Source organism: Photobacterium sp. J15, from assembly GCF_963870815.1.
Lineage (GTDB): Bacteria > Pseudomonadota > Gammaproteobacteria > Enterobacterales > Vibrionaceae > Photobacterium > Photobacterium marinum.
Map to the genome: position 1 here is coordinate 1,113,683 of NZ_CAWMUI010000001.1, position 21,840 is coordinate 1,135,522.

At 47.3% G+C, this 21,840-nt stretch carries 10 protein-coding genes, 2 tRNA genes and 1 other RNA gene; 10 read left to right on the top strand and 3 right to left on the bottom strand.

All coding sequences use genetic code 11. The annotated features are described in order from the left end of the window. Nucleotides 1-335 precede the first annotated feature (335 nt). The 3 genes from AACQ93_RS05465 to AACQ93_RS05475 all read left to right on the top strand — a co-directional run bounded on the left by AACQ93_RS05465 (nt 336) and on the right by AACQ93_RS05475 (nt 5,575). Nucleotides 336-1,622, top strand: a complete 1,287-nt coding sequence (locus AACQ93_RS05465) for an OmpP1/FadL family transporter (RefSeq protein WP_064602724.1) — start codon at nt 336-338, stop codon at nt 1,620-1,622. 41 nt (nt 1,623-1,663) lie between these two features. After that, complete coding sequence (locus AACQ93_RS05470; protein ID WP_064602726.1) at nt 1,664-4,285, top strand: hypothetical protein; 2,622 nt, start codon at nt 1,664-1,666, stop codon at nt 4,283-4,285. An 837-nt stretch (nt 4,286-5,122) separates the two neighbouring features. Next, complete coding sequence (locus tag AACQ93_RS05475) at nt 5,123-5,575, top strand: L-alanine exporter AlaE (protein WP_007461884.1); 453 nt, start codon at nt 5,123-5,125, stop codon at nt 5,573-5,575. 91 nt (nt 5,576-5,666) lie between these two features. Here AACQ93_RS05475 and mscM read toward each other — a convergent pair whose 3' ends face one another. Further along, entirely contained in the window at nt 5,667-8,987 is a 3,321-nt protein-coding gene (gene mscM / locus AACQ93_RS05480) for a miniconductance mechanosensitive channel MscM (protein ID WP_232323288.1), read from the bottom strand. A 199-nt stretch (nt 8,988-9,186) separates the two neighbouring features. On the opposite strand from mscM, the gene AACQ93_RS05485 reads away from it, so the two are divergent. The 4 genes from AACQ93_RS05485 (at nt 9,187) to AACQ93_RS05500 (ending at nt 12,113) form a co-directional block, all read left to right on the top strand. Continuing rightward, nucleotides 9,187-9,274: transfer RNA gene (locus AACQ93_RS05485), tRNA-Ser, on the top strand. Nucleotides 9,275-9,280: 6 nt separating this feature from the next. Further along, nucleotides 9,281-9,371 (top strand) — tRNA-Ser (locus AACQ93_RS05490). 46 nt (nt 9,372-9,417) lie between these two features. Beyond that, a non-coding RNA gene (locus tag AACQ93_RS05495) (RtT sRNA) lies at nt 9,418-9,546 on the top strand. A gap of 932 nt (nt 9,547-10,478) precedes the next feature. Next, complete coding sequence (locus AACQ93_RS05500) at nt 10,479-12,113, top strand: HAMP domain-containing methyl-accepting chemotaxis protein (RefSeq protein ID WP_064602730.1); 1,635 nt, start codon at nt 10,479-10,481, stop codon at nt 12,111-12,113. Nucleotides 12,114-12,217: 104 nt separating this feature from the next. On the opposite strand, the gene AACQ93_RS05505 is transcribed toward AACQ93_RS05500, so the two are convergent. Together AACQ93_RS05505 and AACQ93_RS05510 are read right to left on the bottom strand one after the other, a co-directional pair. Then, the gene (locus AACQ93_RS05505) at nt 12,218-14,680 is read right to left on the bottom strand and encodes an ATP-dependent Clp protease ATP-binding subunit (protein ID WP_064602732.1); all 2,463 of its coding nucleotides are present in this window, start codon (nt 14,678-14,680) and stop codon (nt 12,218-12,220) included. A gap of 193 nt (nt 14,681-14,873) precedes the next feature. Continuing rightward, nucleotides 14,874-17,594, bottom strand: coding sequence for a nitrate reductase (locus AACQ93_RS05510; RefSeq protein ID WP_064602734.1), 2,721 nt, complete (start codon nt 17,592-17,594; stop codon nt 14,874-14,876). 442 nt (nt 17,595-18,036) lie between these two features. Between AACQ93_RS05510 and cobA the strand changes: the two genes are divergently transcribed. The 3 genes from cobA to nirD are packed head-to-tail and all read left to right on the top strand — an operon-like array spanning nt 18,037 to nt 21,803. Then, entirely contained in the window at nt 18,037-18,888 is an 852-nt protein-coding gene (gene cobA, locus AACQ93_RS05515) for a uroporphyrinogen-III C-methyltransferase (protein ID WP_084418988.1), read from the top strand. Nucleotides 18,889-18,914: 26 nt separating this feature from the next. After that, a complete protein-coding gene (gene nirB / locus AACQ93_RS05520) occupies nt 18,915-21,464 on the top strand; it encodes a nitrite reductase large subunit NirB (RefSeq protein ID WP_064602736.1) in 2,550 nt (849 codons plus the stop codon). A gap of 9 nt (nt 21,465-21,473) precedes the next feature. Beyond that, a complete protein-coding gene (nirD, locus tag AACQ93_RS05525; RefSeq protein ID WP_064602737.1) occupies nt 21,474-21,803 on the top strand; it encodes a nitrite reductase small subunit NirD in 330 nt (109 codons plus the stop codon). Nucleotides 21,804-21,840: the final 37 nt, after the last annotated feature.

Genomic DNA, 21,840 nt, shown 5'->3' on the forward strand with positions numbered 1-21,840 from the left:
TTGTCACGAAAGCAAAATGTTTTCTCCTCATTATTGCTTAATTTTCTTTATCTTAAATTCCTCCAAATAAAATGGGATATCATTCTTTATATCTTTAAAAATCATCCGTTTGCGATAGATTAAATACTTTAAAGTGAGTCTTTGCTCATTCTGTTTATTACTTAAAAACGGTGTGTTGTGAGTTTAATTTAGAATAGTCCACTTAACATTTTATCCAAATACAGTTGATATACGGAATGTTGTTCTGTAAGTTTTGCGCCAAACATCAAGTGCAATTAGTGGCTTATTGCGGTGGTGTGACAAATCCAAATCTAACAAGAAAAAATGGTGTCAAAATGAACAAGAAGCAATTGACTGTAATCATGGCAGCTGTCGTGAGTATGGGCGGGATGAGCAGCCATGCATCTGCGGCAGGATTTCAGATCGCTGAACATTCGGGGGCCGGGCTGGGAAGGGCATTTGCCGGAGAGGCGGCGATCGCAGATAACGCTTCAGCGCTGGCGCGTAATCCTGCATCTATCAGCATGCTGGATGGGACGAATATTTCCACCGGTGTTTCCTATATCGATCCGGATATCCAGATCGAATTCAGCAAAGGGCAGTTTGTAGATGCGTTTGAAGATGAAGCCGGGCCTCCTGCTTTTGTCCCGACCTTTTACCTGAGCCATTCACTTAATGACAAGGTCACTTTGGGATTCGGATCCTATGCGGATTTCGGCTTGTCTTCTGAATACAGTGATGAGGTTAACAAAGAGTTCGGTCTGATTGCCGGCGATACCTCTGTGACGGTTATCAACCTTAATTCCAGCCTGGCTTATGAACTTAATGATCACCTTGTATTGGGCGCGAGTGCCAGCCTGTTACTCGCGCAGGCAGAACTGAACCGTTATTCGTCTATTGCGGAACTGGCAACCGGGGGAGAAACCGATTTGTTCGCCAGTATGGAAGGAACCGGTATCGGTTTCGGTTATAAGCTGGGCATGCTGTATAAGCTCAATGATAACCACCGCTGGGGGCTTGCCTATACCGGGGCATCCGATATCGATATGGAAGGGGATTTCAGTGGTGTTCAGCTAAATACTGACAATGCCGTTTTGGATTACGTCCGTAATGTTGATGGTGAGCTGACACTAAACCTGCCTTCAATTATCGAGTTTTCCGGTTATCACCAGCTGACTAATCAGTTTGCCGTTCATTATAGCTGGGTCCATATCGGCTGGAGTTCTTTTGAGGAAATTCTCGCAACCTCAAAAGGTAATGAGTGCAGTACCAAGGGAGAAAGTGACAGAGTTTGTCTGCAAAAACCTGAAGAGTGGAAAAACTCGAATCGTTACGCGTTGGGGGCAACCTATCAGTTCAATGAAAACTGGACCGTCCGCTCCGGTATTGCCTACGACGAAAGCCCGACCGATAAACATGTTACTGCCAGTATTCCCGATTCAGATCGGATCTGGTACTCCGCCGGGCTGTCTTACCAACACGGTCCGCATGCGCTGGACTTCGGCTTGACCTACCTGGAAGGGGAAACCGGAGAGGTATTTGAAGAAGAAGGATTTTTCTTTAAGACCACCAAGTGCAGCGCAATGATTTACGCCATTCAGTACTCCTATACCTTCAAGTAATACTTTGCTCTGCCGGTGAGCAGAGTGTGAAAAGAGATATGATGATGAAACTAAACGCTATAGCAAAAATGATTGTGATTGCCTTCTCGGCCACTTCACTTATCGCCTGTAATTCTTCGGACGATCCGGAAGGAAAGAGCCTGCAACCGGCCAATTTGCAGTTTTCTTTTGGCCTTGAAAACAGTTCACATATAGCCGACAGCAGTAACATTCCGATGCCGAACGATTTGTATTTCATTGGTCGTGATGGTGAGAAAAGCTCAAAGCTAGTTATCTTTGGTTGCGGTGAGACCGACGATGGTGCCGTAACTGAAAACCGGATAGAAAACAGCACGAAGTGCTCATTGGAAGATCTTGGCGGCTGGTCAACTACTGCGCCGTTTACTTTGCCGATGAGTGGGGATGTCAGCCAGCTTGACCCGTCAACCTTTGCAGCTAATGTCCGGATTTTTAAGAAGCGCTCGCCATTACTGCCAGGACCTGCTTATTCGCAGCTGCGATATGACAAAGACTTCACGGTAAGGGGGACGGATTTTAATCATCTTCAAATATTGCCGTTGAAGCCCTTGGCGGCAGCAACCGATTATATTTTGGTGATCTCTGATGGCCTTAAATCGACAGTTGGAGAGGTGGTGAAACGTCCCGCTGATTTCACTCAGTTGTTGACTCAAGAGCAAGATGAACTGCGGCTGGCACGTTATAAAAGTGAAGTCGAAGGGCTGTTTGTAGCACTGGATAATGAGTCGGTAACACCGGATAACTCACTTTATATTGCTGGCTTTAAAACCCAGAAAATAGGCGAAGTGCTGACTAGCTTGGCTAAAAAGCCAGATGCGGATTCGAACGGTCTGCGATCAGATGCCATACCTAAAAAGCATCTGGTTGGTGCGGCTTTGCCGCCGGAGGTGCTGGACACCATTGTTGGCAAAGTAGCTGGTGGCATTATCGGCACACCGGATATTGACCCGAACTTTTGCTCCGGTCCTTTCGGGGATGGCCTGATTGTTGAGTGTGTTCGCAAACTTCAGGCTAAGGTTGAGTTGCCATACTACCTGGATGATAGCAAGACGATAACCGCGGCAAACTGTCAGGCTGATTATGCTAATGAAAGCGAGGCGAAATTCTGGTTCGGCATCGATGGCGTTAACGTTGACGAAGGGGAAAGCTACTTTGAAAGCTATCGTTACACCAAAGATAGCTGTCGCGCTCTCTACAGTACCTGGTCACTAGAAAAGCGGGGAAATGGCTTGTTGAAGCCGTTGCTGCCGGTGATTAACGGAACTCACTCTGTCGATGTGCAGGTCGTTCTGCCAAATCCGGGTCGGACACCAATGCCAAAAGATGGCTGGCCGGTGGTGATTTTCTCCCATGGTATTACGGCTGCGAAAGAGTTTGGTAACGGCGGTATGTTATTGCTTGATAATTTTGTCCAGGCTCAGCTGGCTAATCAGGGTTATGCCGTGGTGGCGATTGATCATCCGCTTCACAACACCCGTGCAGTAGATATGGACGACGATGGCAGTTATGAGATAAATGTCAGCCAGTCATTGCGTGGTTTGTTTGCCGGCCATGAGCAGGCTGACGTGAAAAACTTCCTTAAGTCGGATGCACTGCTGACATCAAGGGATAACCTGCGACAAAGTATTGCTGATTTGATAAACCTGCGGGCTTCTGTCGGCAATGGCCTGACTTATCAGGATGCCGGAATACAAAGCACAGAGCAGCTGGATGGTAATAATGTGTATGTTATGGGTCATTCAATGGGGGCTATTGCCGGGGCATCATTCAGCGGAGTCTTAGCGGGGGCGGATTTGCCATTGAACGGTACTATTCTGGCCAATCCGGGGGGAGGGATCAGCGGGATCCTGATGAACTCTGTCTGGCTGGGTTACAGTGAAGTGCCGCCTGCCATTAAGGCATTACCTGAATATCAGCTGATAATGGCTGACGTGCTGGGGCTGCCACAGGATCTGAGTGCAGTTCACGATTATGCTGCTCAGAACTCTCAGGCTTACAAAGAAAAATCAGATCAGGTATCACCGGCGTTTCTGAGTGAGTACCAGTATTTGATTCAGGCTGTTGTCGATACGGTTGATCCGCTGAACTATGCGGATGCTTTGCAGGATAAGCCGCTGCTTGCTTTCTCTGTCACCGGCAGTATTTCTGAACAGCCCGGACTGATGGATATTCCTGGCAATAACTTCACGACTGCGGATCAGACCGTACCGGTTAGAGTGGAATTGGATGGTCAGACAACATATGAGGTGTGTAACAAGGTCAGTATGGGAGCGGGTGTCACTGCATCACAGGATTTGGGATGCTTTAATGGTTCTTCTTTTAAACCATATTACGCATTGAATACGACTGAGTTCCCGTTGGCAGGAGCCGGGCCTCTGGAGGTGCTATACGGTTTGGAAAATACTCTGAACAGTACTTCTCGCTCGTATACACGATTGATGACAGGTACCCATAACATCGGCGTCGGCACCCTCACAAGTGCAGAGGTTGAAGGAAATGCTGACTTTGGCTCGGTAGACAGAGCTGCGACGGAACTGGCTGTCGAAGCGGCTTCATTTGTCGGTTACAGTTTGAGCCCCAATGGCAGCTATTCTGTTGGTTCTCATCGTGTCGCTCCTTCAGATTTGGCAATAATAGAGAGATAAGCTGAGTAGCTATGCAAAGCCCCGGCCATTTGGTCGGGGCTTTTTTTTGATTAGTGCTTGTTGCCGTATTTCGTCAGAGAGGTGTTTTTTTTCATTCAGGAACGGTATGTATGACAAAAAAGTGGTGGCGTTCTCTAAGAAAAACACAAACATGTAACTCACTTTCAGTTCTGTCAGTTAAGTAGCGGTGGAAAATGCTTCTATTGCAGGAGATAACAGGATATTGGTCGGATAATTAATCAGTGCCAAGAGGTTTGATTTAAACTTATCAAGGTAAAGGTGAGATTTTCTAAGGTTTGGCTTTAGATAAACTTATGAGATGAAAAGATGATAGTTTAAGTGGAATAAATGATGATTTACTATCCTGAATAAGTGTTTTTATGAAGTGTTTTAATTTGTGTTTTTTCTTTTGTGTAATTCCATTAAGTGCTTATAAAACAAGGTGTTATGCTTGATTTTTAATTTTGTTTCTTAACGTTTTTTGTTTGAAGCTGTGAATAAAAACGAGGTTATTATTGATAGTTAGTGTTCAGGGTTAACTTTGTGTTGCTAACTTCATATATTAGGTCGGATATCACAGAATTAATTTAGATTTATTGTCTGACTAAGGCGTTATTTTGAATTGCAGCACGTCAGTTCTGCCTGGGTAGTTGAATCTGCCACTAATTGGCTGAAAATTAGTCGTAAATTAACCAACTAATATTAACTTTGGTGGGTTATTTTGCTAAAAACCTGTTCTAATACGCAAATCAACTGGCTATTTGCTTTTTATCCAGTGTAAGTAACTTTATATATGGTTTTTCTTGGCCTTATTTTCTAATTATGGAGGTTTGCGGTATGTCTGTTAAAGGTCAATTCAATGTTCGAAACGCGGCGGCGGATACTTTTGCTATGGTGATCTTCAGTTTCGTCACCGGCATGCTGATTGAGGTATTTGTGTCGGGGATGACCTTTGAACAGTCTTTAGCATCGCGAACTCTGTCGATTCCGGTCAACATTGCGATTGCCTGGCCATATGGCGTATTCCGTGACTTTGTAGTGCGTAACGGACATCGCCTGTCACCAACCAACTGGATGAAGTGGTTGTCAGACATGGTGGCATTTGTGTTGTTCCAGTCTCCGGTTTATGCCGGAATTCTGTGGGTTGTTGGTGCCGATGTTGACCAGATCATTACAGCGGTAACCAGTAACGCTGTGGTTTCAAGCATGCTGGGTGTGGTTTACGGTCAGTTTCTTGACCTGTGCCGCCGTCTGTTCCGTGTTCCAGGCTACACACATCAGCAGGCTTAATAGCTGAGAATTAAATTTGCTTTGATACTCTGAGCAGAGAATATGCGCGAGAAGCGGAATTACCGTTTCTCGCGTTTTTGGTTCATAGGGATCAATTATATTGACTGAGCGGATGCATTTGTCGCTTTTTCAGGGTCACTTCCAGTTGCGGATGGGCGATATCAATATTGTGCTGAATAAACTTGCTCTTGATCCGGTTGTGGAGGTCATGGGTCAGGCTGAGCCGGTGTGCGGTTTCGGCAGCATAGGCGCGTACTTCAAAGTTCTGACTGTCAGCTGTCAGGGTAAGGAAAAAGACTTCCGGGGCCGGGTTATCCAGCACCAGTTCACATTCTTCAGCGGCTTCAAACAGCAGTCGGGTAACCAGGTCGCTGTCGGCAAGATACTTGACGCTGATGGAAATTGTTACCCGGGTGATCGGATCCGAGAGCGACCAGTTGACGAATTGCTCGGTGACGAAGGCTTTATTCGGTATGATGACTTCTTTTCTGTCCCAATCAATGATGGTTGTCGCTCGGGTCTGGATTTTAGTGATCACACCGGTTAGTTGGCGGATTGTGACCGTATCACCGATGCGGATCGGCCGTTCGAATAATATGATCAGGCCGGAGATGAAATTGGCGAAGATTTCTTGCAAGCCAAAGCCTAAACCCACCCCCAAAGCTGCGACCAGCCACTGCATCTTGGACCAGTCAAAGCCAATCAGTGCCGATCCGATTATGATCCCCATAAAGATAACCAGATAGCGGGTCAGGGAGGTGATGGCATATCCGGTCCCCGGTGATAAGTCGATATGCTGAAGGACTAACAGCTCCATCGCACCGGGCATATCTCTGGCAAGGATAGCGGTAAGCCAGAAGGCCAGTGCTGCCAGCAAAATACTCTTCAGTGATATTGCACTGATTTCATCAATTCCGTCGATGCTACTGCTGACATCCCATAGGGTGACATCTTCCAGGAAGGTAATTGCCTGATAGAAATCTGACCAAACTAAGGTAATGATGGAGAGGTAAATCAGCAGTAAAACCGAACGCAACAGGCGCAAAGACTGGGCACTGATCTTATCTAGATCCACTACTGGCTCTTCAACTTCGATTTGCATTTCACTGCTGCTGAAACTCTCTTCTTTATCTTCTTTCATTTCAGCCAGTCGCTGAGCAAGGATTTCCTGCCTTTTCGCTTTGGCTCTTTCAAAGGCGAGGCGTCGTTTCTGCAGCAGCATCAGACGTTTGATCAGGTAGTAGACCAGCAAAGTGATGACACCGACGACAGCCGATATTTCCAGCTTTTCCATAACGGCCTGAGATGAGGTGAGATAACCTTTCAAAGCCGTATAGTTGAGCACCTGAGGAGTAGCAACCAAGGTAGACCAAAATAGATGGTGGCCGATATGCGCTTTACCCTTGGGCATCTCGCCGTAAGTCATCGGCAACTTCATTCGATACAGCTGCCAGAGGAAAACACTGACGGCTAGGTTGCTGATGATAAATGCCAGTCGTCCGAGTGTGGCATTAACATCGATATCACTGTAAAGATGGGAAAAATCCTGAATGATCATCATAGGTATGTACAGCCAGATCAACTGGCGGTAATACGTGAATGCACCGTGGACATAATGCGGCTCCCAGTCAAAATGACGGATTAACAGACCATCTTCCCGGACGAGTTCCCGCATGAAAAGAAAGATGGTCAGGGCGATAGGGAGCGTCAAAGCCTGGCCGAGATGATGGATAAAGGGATACTGCCAGGCCGAGCTCAACAGGAACCCGATTAAGGTGATGATGATAGGTATTGGCCACGCCAGTAGAAAAGAAATCAGAACGTTGAGTGAGCTATAGCTGAATTTGTCCAGAGTGACTTTGCCGATCATGTGGCTGGTGGTGGTCAGGAAGTTCAGCCAGTGTTTTTTTAACCAGCGAAGAGTGGCAATAATGAAAGCAATAAAACCGAGAACAAATAACAGGGTGGATGACTCAGCTGCCGCCGGAACTTTGCCCAGGTTTAGCCATTGAGCAGGGGAGAAGAACCATTTCAACTTGTCCCAGGTATTGCTGAGTACGGTCAGATTGAGTGGATTGGTATCCGGTGCCCAGAAAAGCCTCTTGGCGGCCAGGTTTTTCAGTTCTGTCAGATTGCTGTTGAGCTTTTCATAGGCGACTTTTAACGTGGCTTGCTGATAAATCAGAATATCGGAATTATCGATCAGCCGATCTAACAAAATCAGGTTGGTTTCTATCAGTTTTTGTTCTGTTTGTTGCTGCTCCGGTGTCAGCGACTGAGTTCTTGGTCCCTGAGACATTTCTGTCAGGGCATCGTAGCGTTGCTGGTATTCATATTTTTTGATTTGGCTTTGCGCTATATCCCTGTCCAGAGATTCAATTGGCGGCGGGCTGGGCAGGCGTTTCATCCGGGTGCGAAGGTTTTCGCTGAATGCCGGGCTGAGTTTGAGCCATTCGGTCATGGTTTCGAGGTCATCGGCGGTTTTATTTACTAGGTCGATTTGATCAGATGCGTTTTGCTGTTGTTGTTGAATTTGCTCTGTTCTGTTGGCAAATACAGTCAGCTCTGAAGTATAACGCTGGTTATTCTGTAACAGTTGCTTCAGGGAAGGTGGCTGATCGGATAGCTCCTGCTGGAGTTCTTCACTGTCTTCTGTCGAGTCTCTGGCTTCGGCGCGCATCAGCCTGCTCAGTCGGCGTTGGAGATTGTTGCGATAGGCCTGACGAGCTTCAATTTCCTGATTAAAAAGCTGAATTTGCTGTTTAGCCAGAGTTCGTCGGTTGCCGGCACTGAGCTGTTTAGCTTCAAGGGCATAAAGCTGGCTAACATAAAACTGATGAGCGATTTCCAGCGTTATCAGCGTGATTTTGCTGGTTGCCTGTTGCTGTTCGTGCTTGAGCAGTTTTTCTGTTTCCTGGATGTGTTGTTGTAATTGTTTGGATAGATAAGAAAACTCATCAATACCCCGCTCAATAGCTTGTAATTCGTTTTTACTGTTTTGACGATTCAGCTCTAGCTGATCAAGATGGTTATCTTGTTCGGCAATTTCCAGTGTCAACTGATCCTGATCCCAGTCGTTAAAATCAGGAAACTTAGTAGTTGTGAAACTGGCTATTTGTTCCTTGATTACCTGACTGCGTTCGTCAAACTCAGCGACAAGATTACGGTACTTTTGGGTTTCTTTATTAAAGTCAGCGGTTTTTTCTAATTGGCTTTTAGCTTGCGAGAGAGAATCAAGTGTTTTGGTAACTTCTGGTGTCTGTTCTTGTCTCTGGAGTTGGCGGATTTGCTCTTCCAACTGAGCCACTCGGGGATCGGTCTGTTCTGATGATTCCGTGCCCCAGACTGCGGTGACCCATAAAATCAAAAAAACGCATATCCCTTTCAGACCCATAGAGATGTCCTTTGCCACTGATTTTTCTTATTGAGCTCATTAATGAGCACTTTGTTAGAAGTTTAGCAGTGAATAAAAACAGCAGATTGGATCAAGAATAGAGCGAATTGTTTTATTCGCCAGCAGTCGATAAATATTTAGAGAAAAGCGCTTGACCCTAACTCTCTAAGCCATTAAATTAGCCGCCGTTGAGACGAGCAAGGCTCGACAACAATTTGGTGAGGTGTCCGAGTGGCTGAAGGAGCACGCCTGGAAAGTGTGTATACGGCAACGTATCGAGGGTTCGAATCCCTCCCTCACCGCCACATTCCGGAGAGATGGCTGAGTGGTTGAAAGCACCGGTCTTGAAAACCGGCATACGTTTGTAGCGTATCTAGGGTTCAAATCCCTATCTCTCCGCCACATTTAAAGAAACCGCTGAACTATCAGCGGTTTTTTTATGCTTAAATTTTATGATGTAGAGATAGGGTGAAGAACCCTAGAGAGGGTTCAGCCGAGCGAAGCGAGACAACGTTGCTAGCCGAAGGCGTTGTAAGCAACGGCCCGAAGGGCGAAGTAAATCCCTATCTCTCCGCCACATTTAAGAAAGCCGCTGATTAATCAGCGGCTTTTTTTCGTTTAGGCTAACGCTATTCGGGATTTGAAAGTCCCCTATACCCTGAGCGCTGCGCCACATTAGAAAAGCCCCGACAGAAATGTCGGGGCTTTGTTATTTTGGGATTTCGAAAAGTTCTTCTCTTGCTTACTGCCGCAGATTGAGCAATTAGCGATATTCTGTTCTCTTTTTCATCGAAATATTTATCTTTTCCCTGCATTGAATGCATTTACTTTTGTTAATTTATATTTGTATTTATTTCTGAGGTTTAATAATTACAAATAAGTTGTTTAGCTTAGATGTGGTTTATATAACTCAGTTTAGTTATCAGTTTTGGTGATGTTTTGATTGGTTACCAATAGAAATTCAGTTTTTTATTGTTGTGGTACTTAAGAAAATAGAAAGGGATGTCGCTTGTTATGAATCATGCTGTAGATTTCAATCAGATAGTGAGTAACACTAGTTGCTGATTAGCGTTTCGGTTTAGGATGCGAAACGCATGCGAATTCAATTAGTTTAATGAGAAAGGGTGTTTGGCTGTATGCCGGGCAGCCTTTTTTGTCGTTGGTTTCTTATAAAGCAGTGCAGGCTATTCGGAATCACTCAAGAAAAGATTCATGCTGCATTTGCTTTATTGATTTAGTTATTTGAATTTGATTGATGAGTCAATATTGACTCGATATTTGATTGTGATTTATTGCACTCATTAGTAGCGAATAAAAATAGTGGCTTTAATAACTTTTGTAAGTTTTGTATTCAATTACATTGCGAGAGAAAGAGTAGTTTAAAGCCATGTTTAATTAATTTTACTGTTGGGTTTATGACAGTGTGAGCTGCAACCAGAAGGGATATGGTTAATCCAGCGTGTAGTTGAGCCATGAAACTTTGCCGATAAGGCAATAGGTTGATAAACAATGACGTATAAAAATTTATCGATAGGTAAAAAAATAGCGGTTGTCTTTGCTGCAATTGCTGCAGTATTTATCGCTTTAGGTTTGTTCCTGGTCAGTGAACTGAAACTGGTTCGCGGCGGGACGATTAACTTTACTGACTCTACCATTCCGAGCGTACTGTCGGTTGAAGAGCTGAAATATGAAGTCACCAGTGTTCGTACAACCCAGTTTTTTGTCCTGACCTTTGAAGACGATCCGGCGGCAATGCGTAGTACGCTTGATAGAACCAAGCGTCACATTAGTGATATTGAGAAAATGCTGTCGGAATATGAAGCGACAGTTGCTTCAGATCATGAGCAAAGAGTATTTGATGCAGTGAGTCGAGCCTGGGATTCCTATCTGCGTGGTATTCGTGGTTATGAGGCCGCCGCAGAAACGGGTAAATCAGAGAAAGCTGAAGATCTGTTGGTTAATACTTTTGATCAGTTTAACCACCTGATGATTGCTCTTGATGATTTGCGTGAATTGAACCTGGAATTTGTAGCGAATAACCGCACCAAAATGCTGGGTAGTCTTAGCCGGATCTCGACACTGACACTTTCTTGTATCTTGGCTGTGTTGGCGATTATGGTGCTGATGAATATCTTCCTGACCCGTCAGATTTGTCTGCCGCTGAATCAAGTGATGGCTCTGTCGGCGGAAATAGCCTCGGGTAATTTAACTCATTTTCTTAAGCGTGATGAGATCGGTAACGATGAATTAGGCCAGTTGGCTGATTCGTCGATCAAAATGCAGGATAACCTGCGTAAGCTGGTAGAAGAAATCGTTGCATCGGTGACTCAGCTGGGGGCGGCGGTTGAAGAGGTGAGTGCAGTATCTGAGCAGTCATCAACAGGCATGCAGCAACAGCAAAGTGAAATCACCATGGTGGCAACAGCCATGGATCAGATGAAAGCGACTGTAGCTGATGTGGCAAATAATACTGAAACGGCGTCGATCTCGGCGTCTTCGGCAAATGATGAAGCCAAACAGGGCTGTGATGACGTCCAGCAGAATATTGATTCTATTACTCGTGTTTCTCAGAAAATTGAGAATGCGGGCGAGCTTGTTCAGCAGCTTGAGCAGGAGTCGGGCAATATCAGCATGGTGGTTGATGTTATCCGAGGTATTGCCGATCAGACTAACCTGCTGGCATTGAATGCCGCAATTGAGGCCGCTCGTGCCGGTGAGCAGGGCCGCGGTTTTGCTGTGGTAGCTGATGAAGTAAGAACATTGGCTGGCCGGACTCAGGACTCAACCGGTGAGATTGTCGCGATTATCGAGAAATTGCAGAAGAGCGCCAATGCCGCGAAGGATGCCACAAGTGAAAGTTGTGTGATGATTCAGGAGTGTGTGACTCAAAGCCAGAATACCGGTGAAACTATCCAGAACATCGAACAGACGGTGGCGCAGATTGCTGACATGAGCCAGCAAATTGCCAGTGCATGCAGTGAGCAGGATTCGGTAACCGAAGAGTTGGGTCGCAATGTGGAAAGCATTCACCAGTCATCGACTGAAGTTGCTGTTGGTGCTGAGCAAACAGCCAAGGCTTGTGTTGAACTGAGTCAGTTGGCGGCGAACCTGCAATCAATGATGAGCCGTTTCCGAATTAGTTAATTAACTCTCTTAAAATACAAGGGCTGAGATTATCGGATGATAGTCTCAGCCTTTTCTTTTGGTATGGTAACAAGCTTCTCAAGTTATGATGGCTGATCACGGCTTCAGTTGCTGCCAGTTACAACTTTATCGCCGTTAACCTGGAAACAAATTTGATGGTTTTCCAGAAAAACATCGACAGTGCATTGTGTTTTTCCGCCGTGGTTGATTAAGTAAGAAGCCAGCGGGTTTTCCAGCTGTTTTTCTATTTCCCTGCGCAGTGGTCTGGCACCATAGTTGATATCGAACCCGTCGGTTGCCAGCTTCGAAATTACCTCTTCATTTACATTCAGTTGGATCTCTTTCTCTCCAAGCCGTTTTTTCAGCTCGGCAATCATCATATGAGCAATAAGCAGGACATGGTTCCGTTCAAGGAAATGGAACACGATGATGTCATCGAGGCGGTTGAGAAATTCCGGTTTAAAGAAGCGTTTTACTTCCTGCAAGACGTTGTGCTTGGCTTCTTCATAACTCGGCGTTACTGAATACATAAAGCCGATTTGCTTGCGATCCGGACCAAGAGTTTCTACTCCCAGGTTTGAGGTGCCGATAATAACGGTGTTACGAAAAGAGACTTGTCGTCCCTGGGCATCGGTCAGGTGGCCGTCTTCGAGGATTTGCAGCAGCATGTTGAACACATCCGGGTGTGCTTTTTCTATTTCATCCAGTAGGACAACGGAATAAGGGTTACGCCGTACTTTCTCTGTCAGTTGTCCGCCTTCGCCGTACCCGATATAGCCAGGAGGCGCACCAATCATTTTGGAAACTTCGTGCCGCTCCATGTATTCGGACATATCGAGCTGGATAATTCGTGTTTCATCATCAAGCAGAAACTCAGTCAGAGCTTTGGCAAGGGCAGTTTTACCGGAACCGGTAGGGCCGAGGAATAAAAACGAGCCAATCGGGCGTTTGGATTCGGAAATCCCGGCCCGGTTACGGCGAATAGCATCAGAAATCGCTTTGATGGCATCATCCTGCCCGGCAATACGCTTATGGAGGTTTTCTTCCATGTTTGACAGTTTGTCGGCTTCAGATTCCACCATTCTGGCTATCGGGATCCCGGTCCATTTAGCGACAACTTTGGCGATGTCTTCGGCATAAACAACTTTTTCGGCGTGGGCTGTGGCGTTTTGCCAATCCTGCCGTTCGTTTTCCAGATCTTCCATTAACTTGCTGAGTTCAACCTGGTGTGAGGCGGCCGTTTCATAATCCTGTTGATCGAAGGCGGCTTGTTTTTTACTTAGTAGTTGCTGGCGTTTGCGCTCGAGTTTGCGCAACTTGGTCGGCATGGCGATAAACTCCAGCCGTTTTCTCGCACCGGCTTCGTCCAGCAAATCGACGGCCTTGTCGGGCAGGAAACGGTCGGCAATATAGCGTTCAGAAAGGCGTGCGGCTGCTTGCAATGCGTCACTGTCATAGGTGATTTGATGATGTTTTTCGTAGCGGGGACACAGACCTTCCAGAATTTGCACGGTTTCATCCAGTGTCGGTTCCTGAACCAGTATCGGCTGGAAGCGGCGTTCGAGGGCTTTGTCGGATTCCACATATTTGCGGTATTCATCTGTGGTATCTGCGCCGATCACTTGCAGGCTTCCTTTGGCGAGGGCGGTTTTGAGCAGAGAAGGGGCGTCGATGCCGCCGGGGGATGAACCGGTGCCGACAACGGTATGCAGTTCATCAATAAACAGGATGATTTTTCCCTCGGCTTCAACAACAGCATCCCGGACGCTAACCAGTCGCTGCTCGAACTCTCCCCGCATATTTGAGCCGGCAACAATTTGGGCCATATCGAGCGAGAGAATGCGTTTGTTGAGCAGGGTTTCCGGCACATCGGCCTCTGCAATACGCTGAGCAATACCTTCGACAATTACGGTTTTTCCGACACCAGCTTCACCGATCAGTACCGGGTTGTTTTTCTTGCGCCGTGACAAGGTCTGGATCACCCGGCGCATTTCATCCTCCCGGCCGATCACAGGATCAAGCTCCCCCCGAAGTGCCATTTCAGTTAAGTCGATGGTGTACTCTTTGAGAACGTTAACCCGGCTTTCGGCATCGGCGGTGGCCAGGATATTACCTTCCCGTTTTTTTAGCAGTTCAGCCCGGATCTGCTCCGGGTTTAAGCCCGTGGTTTTCAGTATTTCGGCTGCGGGGCCGGACTGTTCGTTGCTGAGTGCCACCAGCAAAATGCCGGCGCCGATATAGGTATCGCCTATTCGGTTGGCTTCCTGGCTGGCAATTTCCATAACTTTATCGGAATCCGGTGAGGTCGCGACTTTCTCTACATTGACTGTCGGTTGGGGAGGGTGACGTTGGTATATTTGATCCATCATCGCCTTACGTTTGGCGGCGTGATCAGGAAGCAGGGAGTTCAACACTTCCAGGGCTTCAGATTTATCCTGAAGTAGCAGGCCGAGCAGGATAAAGTCTGAGGTCAAAGTATTGAGATGAAGGCTGAGCAGTTCATTAACTGCCAGCTGCATTATTTCATGGACTTTTTGTGTGCTCTGATGGATGTATTGCTGAAACATGCCAGCTCCTTATCGCGTTCGAAATCGCGTTCAAAGTCGCTTCCGAAGATAAAATACCGACAGGTATTACTTAATTCCTGAAAAATCTGATAGTTAAAATATAGACCTTATCTTCGGCGGGTCGCTATCTCAGTTTCATTCATCTCCTGGCTTTCGTTTTATGTGGCTCATGAATATTTGTGTGAATGTAAGACTATGGCGCGGGGCTTTTCGCCTGCTGTTCTGACAGTAGCTGCTGTATTTCTCCGATACAGCTGCCACATCCGGTGCCTGCTTGAGTATGGGTGCTGATTTGTTCAACAGAGTCTAACTGATGCTCCCTGATTGCCTGGCAGATGGTGTTTTTTCCGACTTTCTTGCAGGCACATACGGTTTTTCCAGCACGAAGCCTGCCTTCTGATCCTGACAATAGCGAAAGGGCGACAGTGTCATCAGCATTCTCGCCTACAATGGCATGAAGCCAGTCCAGTTCCTGATGTTGTAATTTCCCTGCAACCCAGAAATAACAATTGAGCAGTTGTTGTTCCTGATGATGACTGATGGCCGCAAAGCGGTAATGTTCTTTGGCTTCATTACTGAAGTTGAGTTGCCGTCCGTTTTGTTGATAGCAGTAATGACGGAGTTGAAGCATTAACTCTTTTGGTGGTAGTTGGCTGGCGATACGGAACAGGTAACCGTTGGCTACTCTTTGTTTGCTCCAGTATTCGTATTTATGGAGTTCAGGTTCGAATTCAGAGGAGTCGGTTGAGAGTAAAACAGCTTCGCTGCGGTAATTAAATCGTTTAATGGTTACCGGAGTGCATTTGAACTCAGGCTGCCCTGACAGTGTGTCGGTATGCGGATAGATCAGAGTACAAATTTTAGCGGCGCTGGTATTGGTATTGCTCCAGTGGATAGGGGCGAACAGCTCACCCTGCCGAACATCATTTGTGATATTCACGCGCAGAGTGGCACTGCCTAATGGGCTGCTGATTTGAGCCAGTTGATGATGGCTGAGCCCATAGGCACTGGCATCTTCTGGGGACACAGAGATAAATGGTTCAGGGGAATGTTCGCTCAGCCTGGGAGCAAGACCGCTTCTTGTCATGGTGTGCCATTGGTCGCGAATTCGTCCGGTATTTAAAAGCAGAGGGTAATCGACTGTTGTTCGGCTAGCTGGTGGCTGGCTGTGAACTGCGATGAACTGAGCTTTGCCGGAAGGTGTTGAGAATACTCCGTCGGCAAACAGCCGCTTGTTGTGCTGAGTTTCTTCGTTAGTGGTGAAATCCTGATTGGAGATAACAGGCCACTGGACTGGTGTTAGCTGGTGGTACTCTTTAGCTGTCAGGTTTGCGAATCCAGAAAGGTTAAGTTGTCGCCTGTTTTGGCCGTGATTTCCCAATCCGGTCATTTTGCAGTATTCGCTGAAAATCTCCGCTTCGTGACGGTAGTTGAAAGCATGGGTGAATCCCATTCGTTTGGCGACCTGGCTGATGATCCACCAGTCCGGCCTGCCTTCACCCGGTGTCGGCAGCAATCGGCGCTGGCGTGATATTCTGCGTTCTGAGTTAGTGACAGTGCCGGATTTTTCGCTCCAGCCTTGTACCGGCAGTAAGACACTGGCGTGGCGGGTCGTATCTGTATCAGCCATGCAGTCGGAGACGACGACTATGGGGCACTTGGTTAAAGCCCGGTTGATTTTTTTACTGTCCGGCAGGCTGACCGCCGGGTTGGTCGCCATGATCCAGACGGCTTTTATTTTGCCTTGGTCAATAGCATCAAACATCTCTATGGCTTTAAGGCCGGGGGCTTTGGCAAGTTTGTCCGTTTGCCAGAACTCACTGATCAGCTGATGGTGACTGTCGTTACCGAAATCCATGTGGGCGGCGAGCATATTGGCTAATCCGCCGACTTCGCGACCTCCCATGGCATTGGGTTGCCCGGTGACAGAAAAAGGGCCGCAGCCGGGTTTGCCGATCCGTCCCGTTGCAAGGTGGCAGTTGATAATGCTGTTGACTTTATCGCAACCGTGGGTGGATTGGTTGACTCCTTGAGAATAAACGGTGACGATATTTTCGGTGTCAGCGAAGTGTTGGAAAAAAGCTGTCAGTTGTTGCGGTGAGAGTTCTGTTTTCTGAGCTAGCTTTAACAGTTCTTCGGCATCCGTTCGGGCGCTCGACAAGGCGAGTTTAACGCCTTCTGTATGGGATGCAATGTAGTCCTGGTTGAGCTTTCCGTGCTGAGCCATATAGCAAAGCAGTCCGTTGAACAAAGCAACATCAGTGCCCGGTTTGATAGCAAGGTGTAAATCGGCAATTTCACAACTGGCAGTGGTGCGTGGATCGATGACGATGATCTTTAGTTGCGGACGGGATTGTTTAGCAGCTTTGACCCGCTGGTAAAGAACCGGGTGGCACCAGGCCAGATTAGAACCGGTGAGAATAATTAAGTCGGCCAGCTCCAGATCTTCATAGCATCCGGGAACGCAGTCGGCTCCAAAAGCGCGTTTATGTCCGGCCACACTGGATGACATACAGAGTCGGGAGTTGGTGTCGATATTACTGCTGCCGATAAACCCCTTCATCAGCTTGTTCGCGACATAGTAGTCTTCAGTCAGCAATTGCCCCGAAACATAAAAAGCTACAGCCTGCGGGCCATGTTCGCGGATGATTTCGCTGAACTGATCGGCAACGTAATCCAGAGCCTGATCCCAGTTGCAGTTATTACCTTCTATGCTGGGTTTGAGCAGTCGTCCCTGATGGATCACTGTTTCTCCCAGCGCCATTCCTTTCGAACACAGTTTGCCGAAATTGGCTGGGTGGGTTTTATCTCCCCGGATTTCCAGGCCCCCTCTATTGGTATGCTTTGCTTCTATACCGCAGCCAACGCCACAATAGGCGCAGGTGCTTTTTATCCATGATTGCTTCCTTTGCATCTTTAATATCCCCCTCTTTCCTTGCATCAACAGCAGCAATAACTAAGCCAGATCCGGATATCGGCACTTAAGGCAGCTGGGTAAAAGGTCAAACACGTCATTAACAGGGGTTTGTTGGAATATTGTCCTGAATGTAACCACAAAGTGGTAGTTGGCTGGGTTTGCTGTGCGGACTCTTGCCTTTTTGCCATGCATTATTCTGGTGTGCTGTGCACAAAATGAGTGCGATTAAATATGGCCGGACTGCTTCTGTTTTGGGAATAAAAGCTGGTGAATTGGCTTTAATTTAGAGGTTTTTCTTTTAATAACAATGGCTTATTGCTGGCAGCTTAAAGGGGGATGAAGCTGGCATTGTCTTTGCTCTTTTCAAGTAAAGCATGACAGCAAGTTTGAATAAGTAAAGTCGCAAGGAACGTACATGGAGTGTACGTAAGGAAAAGTGATGTTAGAGAGAGCAATAGCGAATGAAATACTGTCACCCGGTTTTTCTGACTTTACTGTCACAACGACAAAGTGTGAAGGTAAGTCTGGGTGTGTCAGCCTTGTCGGGGCTGGTCCCGGAGATCCTGAGTTGTTGACGGTGAAAGCGATGAGGGTAATTGAGCAGGCTGATCTGATTGTGTTCGACAGGTTGGTCAGCCCTGAAATTTGTGCCTTGTTTCCTGCGGCGACAGCAACAAATTATGTCGGCAAGGCCAAAGGGAAGCAAAGCTTGTCGCAGGCAGATATTAATGCCTTGTTAGTTGCTAAAGCCAGAGAGGGGATGAATGTCTGCCGACTTAAAGGCGGAGATGCGTTTGTATTTGGCCGTGGGGGAGAGGAAATTCTTGCGCTCAGTGAGGCTGGGATTGAGTTTGAGGTGGTGCCGGGGATCACAGCTGCTGCCGGGTGTAGTGCTTATGCCGGTATTCCTCTGACTCATCGCGGCCTGTCACAGGGCTGCACCTTTGTGACTGCCCATACAGAAAAAGATCTCATGATTCGTTGGGACGCGCTGGTAAAGCTCAATCATACCCTGGTGTTTTATATGGGGCTTACTAAAGCCGGATTAATCAGTAAGGGGTTAAGTGAGGCCGGCCTTTCTGCGGATACACAGGTTGCTTTGATTGAAAAAGGATGTTGTCCGCAACAGCGGGTGATCTGCGGTGAGTTGTGTCAGCTTGAAGCTTTGGTTATTCAGCATCAGGTTCAGTCTCCGGCATTAATTGTTGTTGGCCAGGTTGTTGGTTTAGCTGAGCAATTGCAGTGGTTTTCAGCCACGGAAAACCAGCAGGCCAGCAGGTTGTCGGCTTAAAAAACAAATGACAGTGAGGATGTTATATGGACAGGCAGCGTGTAGTTGTGGTCGGCAACGGTATGGTAGGCCATCGCTTTATTGATGAATTGGTGCAGCGTAATGAAGAAGAACAATTTGAGATTGTTACGTTTTCTGAAGAGCCCAGACTGGCCTATGACAGGGTTCAGCTCAGTAAGTATTTCTCCGGAGCGTCGGCGCAGGATCTGGCTTTGACTGATGAAGATTATTATCAGTCCTACGGTATTAACTATGTTCTGAATGAAAAAGTGGCAGAGATTGATGTCGAGGCTCGTCAGGTTGTGACAGTGAACGGCAGAACGGAAGCATATGACAAATTGGTGCTGGCAACGGGGTCTTATCCTTTTGTGCCGCCGATTCCTGGAAATGAACAATCACACTGCCATGTTTACCGGACAATCGAAGATTTGGAGGCAATTGAAGCTTCCGGCAAACAAAGCCAGGTTGGTGTGGTCGTCGGAGGCGGTTTGTTAGGGCTGGAGGCCGCCAATGCATTAAAAAATATGGGGCTGGAAACCCATGTGGTTGAGTTTGCTCCCAGGCTGATGATCGTCCAGTTGGATGAAGGTGGCGGCGAGTTATTGAGCCATAAGATCAGTCAGCTTGGAGTCGAGGTTCATACAGAGAAAGCGACCACTGAAATCATTGCCGGAGAAAAATGCCGCTACCGGATGAACTTCTCTGATGGCAGTTTTCTTGAAACCGATATGATCGTGTTTTCAGCCGGTATTCGCCCTCAGGATGAACTTGCCCGCCAGTGTGGTCTGGAAGTGGGAGAACGGGGCGGCATTGTTATTAATGACAACTGTCAGACCAGTGTTCCGGATATTTACGCAGTGGGTGAGTGTGCGCTGTGGCAGCAGAAGGTTTTCGGGCTGGTGGCACCGGGTTACAAGATGGCAAAAGTCGCGGCTTCTCATCTCTGTGGTGTTAATGAGTTTTTCACCGGCGCGGATATGAGTACCAAACTCAAGCTGCTTGGTGTCGATGTCGCCAGTATCGGTGATGCCCATGGCCAGACTCCGGGAGCGCAGTCTTATACCTTCAGTGATGATATCGAGCAGATCTATAAGCGACTGATTGTTTCCGCTGACGGCGACGAAATCCTCGGGGCCGTGCTGGTAGGCGATGTTGAGGCCTATGACCAGATTTTGCAGATGAAGCTAAATGACATGCCTTTACCGGAAAATCCGGCGGTATTGTTATTGCCCCCTGTGGATGATGACGGAGCTACTGCGTTGGGTGTTGATGCCTTGCCCGACCATGCTCAGGTTTGTTCGTGTTTTGATGTCACCAAAGCTCAGATCAAACAAGCCGTGGCTGAAGGTTGTAGTGATATGGCTACCCTTAAGGCCGAGACTAAAGCCTCAACCGGGTGCGGTGGTTGCTCGGCGTTGGCTAAACAGATCCTGGACAATGAGCTGGCTACTCTTGGCTACGAAGTGAATAACCATTTGTGCGAGCACTTTGCTTACTCCCGTCAGGAGCTGGCTGATATTGTCCGGGTGAAGAAGATCAGAACTTTTGATGAGTTGCTGGATGACTATGGTCAGGGACTGGGATGTGATGTCTGTAAACCGGCTGTCGGGTCGATTCTGGCTTCTTTCTGGAATGATTATGTGCTTGATGAGCAGCATATCGGCCTGCAGGATACCAATGATATCTTCCTCGGTAACATGCAAAAAGACGGCACTTACTCTGTGGTTCCGCGGATCCCCGGTGGGGAAATCACACCGGAAAAACTGATTGTCCTCGGTATGGTTGCTAAGGAGTTTAACCTTTATACCAAGATCACCGGTGGTCAGCGGGTAGATTTGTTTGGAGCCCGGCTTCATGAACTGCCGTTGATTTGGCAGAAACTGGTGGATGCCGGTTTTGAAACCGGTCATGCGTACGGCAAGGCGGTCAGAACGGTGAAGTCCTGTGTCGGCAGCACCTGGTGCCGATATGGCGTTAAGGACAGTGTCGGTTTTGCGGTTGATTTGGAAAATCGCTACAAAGGCTTACGTGCTCCTCATAAATTGAAGTTTGCAGTTTCAGGTTGTACCCGTGAATGCGCCGAAGCCCAGTCGAAAGATATTGGGGTGATCGCCACCGAAAACGGCTGGAACCTTTATGTTTGTGGTAATGGCGGGATGCGTCCTCGCCATGCTGATTTATTTGCTTCGGATCTGGATAGCCAGACTCTGGTTAGCTATATCGATCGAATTTTAATGTTCTATATTCGCACCGCTGATCGTTTACAGCGGACATCCGTCTGGCTGGAAAATTTGGAAGGCGGCCTGGATTACCTCAAACAGGTTGTAATTGAAGATAAGCTTGGTATTGGCGATGAGCTGGAAACTGAAATGGAAAACACTCTGGGTCAGTATCAGTGTGAGTGGAAAACTACCCTGGCATCACCGGAGAAATTGAAGCGTTTCAGGCACTTTGTGAACAGTCCAGAACCGGACAGTCAGTTACGTTACATCAGTGAACGGGGGCAACGTCGCCCTGCTTTAGCTCACGAGTATCTCAAGCAAGGCCAAATTGATGTCGTTCAGGTTAATGAGTAGGAGCAGTTGATGGAACAGTGGCAGACGGTTTGTAAGCAACAGGATTTAATCAGAAACACCGGGGTGTGTGCATTGGTTGGTGACGAGCAGATAGCGGTTTTTTATTGCGGCCGTACCCGCGCCTTGTATGCATTATCTAATTACGATCCGATTGGTGAGGCAAATGTGATTTCAAGGGGGCTCATTGGCTCGCTTGAGGGGGAGGCGGTTGTTGCATCACCTTTGTACAAGCAGCACTTCAGCTTGAATACAGGACAATGTCTTGAGCAGCCGGAGTATCAGCTGAGAACCTATGCGGTGAGGTTAAAACAGGGTGATGTTCAGCTGAGATTGAGTTAAGAAACTGGGTTTATAAATAAAGATGGAGCATAAGGCT

Bases quoted from the DNA above. Each gene is read 5' to 3' on its own strand.
- AACQ93_RS05505 (WP_064602732.1), bottom strand. From the start codon at position 14,680: ATGTTTCAGCAATACATCCATCAGAGCACACAAAAAGTCCATGAAATA.
- nirD (WP_064602737.1), top strand. From the start codon at position 21,474: ATGGAACAGTGGCAGACGGTTTGTAAGCAACAGGATTTAATCAGAAAC.
- nirB (WP_064602736.1), top strand. From the start codon at position 18,915: ATGGACAGGCAGCGTGTAGTTGTGGTCGGCAACGGTATGGTAGGCCAT.
- AACQ93_RS05470 (WP_064602726.1), top strand. From the start codon at position 1,664: ATGATGAAACTAAACGCTATAGCAAAAATGATTGTGATTGCCTTCTCG.
- AACQ93_RS05510 (WP_064602734.1), bottom strand. From the start codon at position 17,594: ATGCAAAGGAAGCAATCATGGATAAAAAGCACCTGCGCCTATTGTGGC.
- AACQ93_RS05465 (WP_064602724.1), top strand. From the start codon at position 336: ATGAACAAGAAGCAATTGACTGTAATCATGGCAGCTGTCGTGAGTATG.
- cobA (WP_084418988.1), top strand. From the start codon at position 18,037: ATGTTAGAGAGAGCAATAGCGAATGAAATACTGTCACCCGGTTTTTCT.
- AACQ93_RS05500 (WP_064602730.1), top strand. From the start codon at position 10,479: ATGACGTATAAAAATTTATCGATAGGTAAAAAAATAGCGGTTGTCTTT.
- AACQ93_RS05475 (WP_007461884.1), top strand. From the start codon at position 5,123: ATGTCTGTTAAAGGTCAATTCAATGTTCGAAACGCGGCGGCGGATACT.